Below are 9129 nucleotides of genomic sequence, written 5' to 3'. Positions count from 1 at the left end.
TGACAATCAAGGGGATACCCCTTGGACATCAGAACTTAGCTTCGAAAGACTTCGTATCTGTCTTAGAAGATTTTCTCTGGAAAAACTTGTTTTCTCCAAAACCGCATTAGATCAAGAAGTAGAGAAAGATACATCCGTAAAAGATGCTATACTTTCTATTGCTTCATAACAGTATTAAGGTGAAACTTTAAGGAACTTTAAGGGCTTTCTTTTGTGCAAAACTATAGTCATTTTGTATTCCCTATTATATTATATTTTATATATACTGGACAGTCAAAAGTTGTGTAACACTAAGAAACCTGCAAATCCTCATAGAATTCAGGTTCTGACTGCTTTTGCATAATTATTTTTGTTATTGGAATTTCCTGATTTTTAGCCATAATGGAAAAAATATTTCTCTGTAAATAGTGGGCTATTGTTGTTTCTGATACAATTTCCTTAGATGGAGTCTGCAGGTAGCGAAGCTTAGTCGTATTTATACAACCGGAATACTTTAATGATACGAATTGAAGTATCCCCATGGTGATACAGCAACACATAACATAACCCTCGATTGCCTTTACTGTTTGGACAATTTGTTCCTTAGCTTTTTCATCTTCAATCAGCTCAACAGGATGTTTTTCATTCTTTTTTCGGTAGTGTTTCATTTTAGGCATAGACTTGCTCCAAAACCGGAAAGCAAATCCGCCTGCCTTTCGTTACAATCTGCATATTGCTATCATTTGCAGCATTTCCTTCATTAAGTTTGGCAAGGGCAGTGATAGATAGAAAATATCTATCAAGAAGAAGTATAGATTTGCCAATAACCTTTGTAATTTTGAAAGCATTCTCTATCGTTTGAACTACGTGGCTATCCTGTCTTTCTGAGCAATCTTTCCAGCTAAAAATAGTGGAAACACCATTTTGCAAATTAATAAAAAGGGGAAGACAAAGCCATTGATTGATATTGCCAACCAGTACCTCAACTGCACCAAACATATGACCAAAAATATATTCAGCCTTGGAAGAATTCTCTGATTCTTGATGGAGTTTTTTTACGCCGGGCATATAGCGAGCTTCTTTCCCTTGCTTTACACCATCCCCGATGAGGACAGCAGTATTCCCTTCATAGTAAATAGGAGAATATTCCTTTACTAATGTGAAACCACTGATTTGCAAGAGATTCTAAAGACCAAGAGCTAGCACGGAAAAAGTGCAGCATTGTCTCGTAAAATCTAGGAGAAATAGCTAAGTCACGCATAACGGAAGTAATGCCCAGGGTATCTGAGCGAAGCATAAAACCGACAACAATAACGACAAACCACTGGTAGGCGGCATATCTGGAAAAACAAGGTCTGAAGTTCTGTAAAATTTTATCAATAAATTTTATCATTTTTGTAGTCAATCACCGAAAGAGTATGATAAACTATAGAGAGTAGCTCTTTTGGTGATTTTTCCTCCTTAATAGTCTCATGAACTTAAGGACATCATAAAATCGCTTAAAAGAGTTACTTTATTTTTGAAAATTTTTCACTGTCCAGTATATAATATATTTCAAATAATCAATATGCTAATCAAAAATTGTACCATTTTATAATTTTGCTAACTAAAAATATACCCCTATCTTAGATTTAAATTACCGATTTGACATGGATGGAGCCTCTGTGGACATGATGCGTAGCCAAACGGCAGCAGTTTCAAATGATTTGGCTACTAAGAGAAAGTGTATCGTGTCCACTTCTCCATGTAAAATCTACTGAATTTGCTGGTACAATTTTTGATTAACAGAGTGGTACACTTTCCAATTCGCAAAAGCACATAAAAACTGTGGGTATAATATATATCATACCCACAGTTTTTATTGATTATTTTTTATAGGTTACATCAAGAACTCTTTCAGTAGCAGAATCACTATTAGTCAAAGTTACTGTTGCTTTAGTCGTATCTGTCCAAGGTTCCACAGCATAAAATGTTCCATATGATGATTTAATTGTTTTTACGTAGACTCCAGGGTATAGATCAGAGTAATCTATAATTTTGTCTATAATACTTTGCTTATATGCTGTATATACTCCGGCGAAAATACCTGTATATATACTAGGAAGTCCTAGTATTATAATTAGAGCAGTTTCAACACTTGAATATCTAAGTTCTCTAGCAAATTCTCGTGCTTGTGCTCCTTTTAAGAAGGAATGGCATGTATCTTGCGAAAAGCTCGGAGCAACTAATCTAGTAACTACTGATAAAGCTTTTACATCACTTTGTACTGTATAAGTAGGCATAAAATTCTCTCCTTTTCTTTTTATATTTTGTTAGGCATCTACTCTCTGGCCAGTTCGTTTTGCCCTACACTAAATAAAACGGGGAAAAGGGATCAAAAATCAACCACATTGAAAAAATAATTTCTAAAAAAATTTTTCAAAAGTGGTTGATTTTTTTCAAAAAAATCCGTTATATATAGAGAGATCAAATTTTCTCCTTAGAGAAATTTGATATTTTTTTTCAAATAAAATCGAACATACATTCTATTTTGTGGTATAATATGGATATATAATATTATTCTCATATAATAATTTACTTAATTCTAATATTTTCTTTAGAAATTCATAAAAATGGTTGACAAAATTTACTTTTTAACCGTTTTATATAGTAATGAGATTACTTTTTTAACAATCTCTAAAATGTATCTATGGTTAAACCGATTACAGGAGATTAACACAGGGAGGGAATAAGATGGATAATTTAGCAAAGAAGTTTTTAGAGGAAGATGCGGCAAATCGGGAACTATATGTCCAGGGAATCATCTTCAAGAATGACAGCTTTTTAGCCGTCCTTAATCAAAAGTTTAATGATTACCTGTTTCGAGTCAATCTTTACAGCTACATAAAGAAGACCATTTTCTACGCAGCCAGGGATCTAAAACAGAGAGAAAATGAGTTGAGAGAAAAAGAAGGACTGTATTTAAATATCTTAGATGCTGATTTTGGAGAAGAAAAGATCAACACCATTGCCGATACTCCTATAGATTTCGCAGAAGAAATCTATAAAGATCAAGAAGATATAGATTATCGAGAGATCTTTACAGATAAGGAAGTCCTAGAAGCCATAAACACATTAACAGATAGACAAAAGCAAATCATTTATGAATGTATTATAAAAGACAAAGAAGAAGAGCTTGTGGCGAAAGAATTGGGAATCAGCAAACAAGCTATTAATAAAATCAAACAAGCTGCCTTAAATAAATTAAGAAAACAGATTGGAGGGAAGTAAACATGGAAATATTAAATGAATTTGTTTCAACACTAGGCTTCCCCATTGCCGTTACAACCTTTCTATTAATTCGAATAGAAAAGAAGCTGGACGAACTCAATAAAACCCTCATTGAACTCATAGAAGCATTGGCGAAGACCCATCAATAAAGGAGGTTAGCCTATGAGTGATACATTTCTAAGACAAATGTTTAATGCAGCTCAAGGCGGGGATGAAGAGGCTATAGGTGTTATCTTCGAAATCTTTCAACCGATGATTTATAAAAACAGCTTTATCAATGGATACTTTGATTGTGATTGTTTTCAGGAACTTTGTATTAAACTTATGTACTGTATCAAAACTTTCAAGTTTATAAACATCTCAGATATAACAAAATATTTTAACTAGTTTCCCCTGAAAAAATCAAAGATTTTAATAGGCAAAAAGGAATTTGTGGTTCAAATGTAGAATTGATTTATATAAGAAGAAATTGCACATTGCATAAATTTTACATTAAATATGAATAAATATTTTAAACAGCATGAATTAAATTATATACAACCTTAGGTTTTAAGTATAAATATTAATTATGCAATTTCCTCATAAACATATGGGATATAGAATAAATTTTTGCAAGGAATTATTGAGCATATTCTTGAAAGTATATAGATGTTCAGTAAAATGATTTCTGTTGGATATTAATACCAAATAACTGGTTAGAATTGGAATTCATTGAAAGAATACAGGTTGAATATTAAAAAATTAAGATGGTGAGATTGATAGGAAGGGTTTTCCAGGCAAAAAAAGTAAAAGCAAAGCTAGAGCTGCATATATGGAGTATGTTTCCGGTTGATTAAGCAGCAAATGTTTGATACTCTATATAATCGAGGGTTTCGGCTATGGTTTTTGCATGTTGTAGCATGCAGACTAAGGCAGTCCTCACAAAGAAGTTTTTAGTGCCCCTAAACGAAGGAGCCTTTAAATCGTTGCTGAGAACAACATCTCCAATAACCGATTCAATGCGTGCTCTCCTTGAATAGATGTCCTTTCAGAGCTGCGAACCTCTAGGGACTTGGGTAAACCAACGAATGTCACCTTCAATGTGAGTATAAACCGTCTTGCCATAGCCGGAATTACAGCAAGGGTTTCGCATTTTAGCAGAAATAGGCTTTTGAAGGTGTTTTACCGGGCTCGAAACCCGACAAATAGGCATAACGAGGTGTTTCTCTAAGTTCTTTAACCTATTTGTTGATGGAGGTAAAGCCAGCAAGATACACCACAAGCAATGACTTTAAAGCGTCTTGAGGGCGGTAATCTACAACACGTCCCCATGGATTGTTGGAGTAAAAATGCTTACAAAGGGCATAGACGCATGAAAGGTCAATTTTAGAAATTATTTTTGCAATACTGTCAGTGCGTTTAACGTGTTGATAAAGTATTAAAGTATAGGCCAAATGGCTTCGATTTGGTGGTAGCAAGTGACATCATTCCCTTTCTAATCCACTATTTTAGCAGGTTTGAAGACGTTGAGGTGAAGTTATTTGTTTCCAGTTAAATAAATCAAGTAAAATAAACAGGTTCAGCTTTGCTGAACACCGACATGATATAGATAATGGGGTACGGAATAATGTATAAACAAGGGGAATTCTTATTAATTCCAATTCCTTTTAGCGATTTGACTTCCAATAAAAAACGCCCTGTCCTTGTTTTATCAAATGATGATTACAATGACAAGACAGAAGATATAATCGTTGCAGCTATTATTTCAAATTTGGCAACAAAGGAGTATGTTGTTATGCTGTCTAGTGATGATCTTGATGAGGGAACCGTAAAGGTAGATTCTTCCATAAGAGTGGATAAGATTTATACATGATCCCCAAAATATTGTAATCAGCAAGTTTGGCACCGTGAAGAAATGTGTTATAGATGCTGTAAAGAAAAGACTATACGAGTTAATATAAAATGGCACTGAATGGTTTGATAGAGTTAAAGGTAGTATTCCCTTTTGTAGTTTTTTATATAAAAAATATTGCTACGAAAGGTACAAGATACTACCTTTCGTTTATTTTTTGGATCTCACATTTTCTATTGTACACCAAGGATTTTATGAAATTGCAGCCCTACCCGCAAATAAGGATATTTCATTGCCATTTCATAGGCCTCTGCAAAACGCTCATGCATTTTAGAACTTTCAGGCTGCAGCCATATTTTATTTTGATAGCTATTTTTTATTTCGTCCTCTATGTGCAAATCAGGGTGAAAATGACCGTCAACCACATATTTCAGTTCATCAAACCAGCATAAGGGATTGATTTTCCAGTGGTTTTCAGGTTTTGGAGAACACACAATCCAATCAACGAAATCCCGTATGTTGCGGGTAGAATTTGTTCCGTTGGTTTCCAGCATGACAAAAGCCCCTTTTTTTAGCCTTAATGCCTTGATCAGAGGCTCAAGATGATGAATCGTCGGTTCTCCACCGGTAATCACTACTTTAGAATACCGAATACGCTTTAAAATATCATCTACCAGCATATTTTCCTTCAATGTATGATTGGTATCACACCATTTGCAATGGAGGTTGCAGCCTGCCAACCGGATAAATGTAACGGGGCAGCCCATAAAAGAACCTTCTCCTTGTATCGAATCAAATATTTCAACAACAGGATACATCATGATCCATCACCTCCGCAAAGGAAGTAGGCGTTTCCCACAACCTTGCACTTACAATGTCAATAGAATAATTCTTTGTTTTAAAGTAATTTCTTAATAATTTAAAAAAATGCTTGCATATATTTTCTGCAGTAGGTCTTTCCATAAGGGTGGCCACACGAAGACCATATTTTTTTGCAACGGAGGCAAGTTCCCTCTCCGCTTCGCAGCCATTTTCCCAGCAAATAAAGGAATGATCAAATTTACTGATAATCAAGTCATGAACAATTGCATTCAGTTCCTTAAAGTCTATTACCATCCCTTCCGAGGATGATGATCCAAGGTTTGTTTCTTGAAAATCAGATGCTTGAACAGTTATTTGCAATTTGTAGGTATGTCCATGCAAATTGGCGCATAATCCCTCATGATTGGATAACATGTGGGCACAATCAAAGGTGAATTCCTTTGTTACAGCAATCTTCACAAAGACTCCCCCTTTACGAGAGGGTCCACCATGCCGTTTGCCTCAAAGGCCTTTTCACGATCAATGCAGGTTGCGCATACCCTGCAAGGCAGGCTTTCTCCTCTATAGCAGCTCCATGTATGGGCAAAATCGACCCCTAATTCTAAGCCGATTTTTACGATTTCCTTTTTTGTTAAATTCCAAAAGGGTGCTTCTAATTTTACCAATCCCCCTGTTCCTTCGAATATACTTTTGGCCATGCTCCCAATGAAGGCGGAAGAACAATCGGGGTAAGCATTTCCAGCGGCATCATCGGAATGGGCACCATAAAAAATCTTTGAGGCCCCTATTTGAATTGCCACAGCTGCTGCATAGGATAAAAACAATCCATTTCTAAATGGAACATAAGTCTTTACAATTCCCTTTCCTCCATGCTCTTGAAGCTGTTCTGCATATGATTTTTCGGGTATTTCATTTTCACTTCCCTCCAGCAAAGGACAATCTTTGCTCCATTGAAATACCTTCGATAAATCGGCATGGATCATCTTAATTCCATATGAATTTGCTTGAAATGATGCGTATTCTTGTTCCTTTGCATGCTTCTGTCCATAGTATATATTTAAGGCGGCTACAGTTTCCGCACCATATTTCTTTACAATTTTTGCTGTCAATACTGTGCTGTCAAGTCCTCCGCTTACTAATACCAATGCTTTATACATAGTGGAACACCTCCTAATGTTGGGTCGCCAATCTCATTTTTCTTGTATCCTTTGATTTTGTAATAATAACAGCATCCGATTGCGCCGGTAAACTCAGGATCTTCTAAAGGGAAAACTTCGTCATAATCTTGTTTTAGATATTCAACCAATGCTTTATTTCTTGCAACACCGCCTGATAGCAGTATCCTTCTTCCCCTAAATTTTGCCAGCATAGGTTTTAGCCTTTTATATAAAGAATAATTTACTCCTGCGCAAAGTTGATCATAAGGAATTCCTTCTGCTATTTTTCCGATAAGCTCAGATTCTGAAAAAACGGCACAAGTGGAATTTAATACCACGAAATTTAGATGAAAGGAAGAAAGCTCATCGAGGGATACTTCAAGGATTTGTGCCATGTTTTCCAAGTATCGTCCACAGGATGCGGCACACTTATCATTCAGTTCAATATCTGTGATGATACCTTTTTCAATCTTTAAAACCTTGATGTCTTGTCCTCCTGCATCCAGAAGAATAAAATCTTTCAGACCTGTTTTATACATTCCCCCATAGGCATGTGCTTTTAATTCATTGATGATGATAAAGTTTTCAATATTTACATTGTTTCTTCCATAACCTGTTGATATGCCAAAATCAAAATTGCCCAGTTGTAATTGATCAAAATCTATAATTATTTTTCCATCGTACTTACAGTATTCCTTATAAAATTTTACGGTACTGACCTTTAACTTTTTGACGATTGTATCATTTTCCATCAGAACGATTTTCACATCTCTTGATCCTAAGTCAATTCCAAGTATTTTCAATTCAATCCTCCTTTGCATCGGATAGCATATCCAAAAATGCTTCAATTCTTATTTTTGTTCTCGCATCCAGGATGTTCGCCTTGTCACCCTCTATCGTCAATAGGGGAATGTTGAGCTGTTTTTTGATCACTATATCGTCAATGGCCCGATAACAAAAGGCTTGTGTATAATGAATGACTCCATCGATTTCCCTTTCTTTTATTTGCTTTTTGATTTCCTGCAGCCGAAATTCTAAATTATATGGATAGGTATAATCGTAATACTGTTCATATAAATCCTTTGCAGTATCAAATCTTGGGAAAGCAAATTCCCTTTGAACTTCATTGTAAATAACCCTTGCACCGCATCTTTCAACAAAATCATATAAATCTCCTGTCATGGGGGGGACACCAATGTATGCCAGTTTGATTCGTTTCATCTCCGGCTTTCTTTTTTCAATGGCTAGTACCTTTTCGCCTAAAACAGAGATAAATTCATCAACATTTCCGTTAAAGTCGCTGAAGGATACTTGATAAAGATGGTTTTCAAAGCCCGTTGCTTTCCCTTGAACTGTCAGGGCATCAATTTTCCGGCCGAAGTATCTGCCTTTATTCAGTTTTTGTCTCACTTTTTCAGCATCTTCAAGAGAGACATGGAAGGTTTTCAAAAATACATCTATACATTTTTTTACATCTTCAAATTTGTGATTTACAGGGTAAACAAAGGGATATATTTTCACTCCCAATGATTTGAAAACCTCCAGTAAAGACTTGGTATTGGAGCAATCGCCTTCTACAACACCAACGACTTCTTTGATGTTATTTTCCATACATGCTCCATATATTCCTTTGATCCATGCACACATGCTCTTTGGGAAACCATCCTTTTCTGCGATATCTATATATTTGGAACAATCTTTTGAAGTGATAAATAAATTATTTAAATCGATAACCCTATATCCAGCGGCAACTAAAACTTCAATGGGAACTGTTGTTGTTATGCCTATCACTTTCATCTTTCACCTCCAATAAAAAAAGGGACATATCCGTCCTCATAACAAAAAAAGGGCATATTGCGCCCCTTGTGCTTCAGCCAGCACCCGGCCCATAGTTTTGTTTTGAGACAGGATGGTTTCGAACTGTCTTATTCATTTTTTTATCATTATAGCAAAAATAAATACAATATGAAAGAAAATTTTGATTGAAAATATAGTCATCATAGAGCAGGGAAACAGGTCCACAGTTCTTATTTTTCCTAGGCGTTGATATAAGGTTTCTATTGAAAAAAT

12 protein-coding genes are annotated in these 9129 nt (G+C 35.4%); 4 read left to right on the top strand and 8 right to left on the bottom strand.

All coding sequences use genetic code 11. The features are described from left to right. Positions 1 to 290: 290 nt before the first annotated feature. The 3 genes from AN619_RS16525 to AN619_RS02315 form a co-directional block, all read right to left on the bottom strand. Positions 291 to 656: a hypothetical protein gene (locus tag AN619_RS16525; protein ID WP_068554719.1), complete on the bottom strand. Its 366-nt coding sequence runs from the start codon at positions 654 to 656 to the stop codon at positions 291 to 293. Next, a complete protein-coding gene (locus AN619_RS16520; protein ID WP_330382008.1) occupies positions 649 to 1047 on the bottom strand; it encodes a hypothetical protein in 399 nt (132 codons plus the stop codon). Before AN619_RS16520 ends, AN619_RS16525 begins: the two co-directional genes overlap by 8 nt. A gap of 797 nt (positions 1048 to 1844) precedes the next feature. Beyond that, positions 1845 to 2261, bottom strand: a complete 417-nt coding sequence (locus tag AN619_RS02315) for a hypothetical protein (protein WP_068554715.1) — start codon at positions 2259 to 2261, stop codon at positions 1845 to 1847. A 451-nt stretch (positions 2262 to 2712) separates the two neighbouring features. Here AN619_RS02315 and AN619_RS02310 point away from each other — a divergent pair, with 451 nt between their 5' ends. The 4 genes from AN619_RS02310 (at position 2713) to AN619_RS02300 (ending at position 5101) form a co-directional block, all read left to right on the top strand. Continuing rightward, positions 2713 to 3249, top strand: a complete 537-nt coding sequence (locus tag AN619_RS02310; RefSeq protein ID WP_068554709.1) for an RNA polymerase sigma factor — start codon at positions 2713 to 2715, stop codon at positions 3247 to 3249. 2 nt (positions 3250 to 3251) lie between these two features. Then, the gene (locus AN619_RS15500) at positions 3252 to 3398 is read left to right on the top strand and encodes a YvrJ family protein (protein WP_083524938.1); all 147 of its coding nucleotides are present in this window, start codon (positions 3252 to 3254) and stop codon (positions 3396 to 3398) included. 13 nt (positions 3399 to 3411) lie between these two features. Continuing rightward, positions 3412 to 3636 carry a helix-turn-helix domain-containing protein gene (locus AN619_RS02305; protein WP_068554707.1) on the top strand — a complete coding sequence of 75 codons (225 nt, stop codon included), beginning with the start codon at positions 3412 to 3414 and terminating at the stop codon, positions 3634 to 3636. A gap of 1219 nt (positions 3637 to 4855) precedes the next feature. Next, positions 4856 to 5101: a type II toxin-antitoxin system PemK/MazF family toxin gene (locus AN619_RS02300; protein ID WP_242867278.1), complete on the top strand. Its 246-nt coding sequence runs from the start codon at positions 4856 to 4858 to the stop codon at positions 5099 to 5101. Between the two features lie 212 nt (positions 5102 to 5313). On the opposite strand, the gene AN619_RS02295 is transcribed toward AN619_RS02300, so the two are convergent. From AN619_RS02295 to AN619_RS02275, 5 genes are read right to left on the bottom strand one after another with little or no spacing between them, the layout of a single operon-like run. After that, positions 5314 to 5901, bottom strand: coding sequence for a 7-carboxy-7-deazaguanine synthase QueE (locus tag AN619_RS02295; protein WP_068554705.1), 588 nt, complete (start codon positions 5899 to 5901; stop codon positions 5314 to 5316). Beyond that, positions 5882 to 6361, bottom strand: a complete 480-nt coding sequence (gene queD / locus AN619_RS02290) for a 6-carboxytetrahydropterin synthase QueD (RefSeq protein ID WP_068554703.1) — start codon at positions 6359 to 6361, stop codon at positions 5882 to 5884. The genes AN619_RS02295 and queD overlap by 20 nt, the downstream gene beginning before the upstream one ends. Then, entirely contained in the window at positions 6358 to 7059 is a 702-nt protein-coding gene (queC, locus tag AN619_RS02285) for a 7-cyano-7-deazaguanine synthase QueC (RefSeq protein WP_068554701.1), read from the bottom strand. The genes queD and queC overlap by 4 nt, the downstream gene beginning before the upstream one ends. Further along, positions 7038 to 7862: an acyl-CoA dehydratase activase gene (locus AN619_RS02280; protein WP_068554699.1), complete on the bottom strand. Its 825-nt coding sequence runs from the start codon at positions 7860 to 7862 to the stop codon at positions 7038 to 7040. The genes queC and AN619_RS02280 overlap by 22 nt, the downstream gene beginning before the upstream one ends. Position 7863: 1 nt before the next feature. Beyond that, the gene (locus tag AN619_RS02275; protein ID WP_068554697.1) at positions 7864 to 8856 is read right to left on the bottom strand and encodes a 2-hydroxyacyl-CoA dehydratase family protein; all 993 of its coding nucleotides are present in this window, start codon (positions 8854 to 8856) and stop codon (positions 7864 to 7866) included. Positions 8857 to 9129: the final 273 nt, after the last annotated feature.

Source organism: Thermotalea metallivorans (assembly GCF_001562415.1).
Classification (GTDB): Bacteria; Bacillota; Clostridia; order Peptostreptococcales; family Thermotaleaceae; genus Thermotalea; species Thermotalea metallivorans.
The sequence above is the reverse complement of the archived record's forward strand: the minus strand, read 5'-3'. Positions and strand labels throughout refer to the sequence as shown.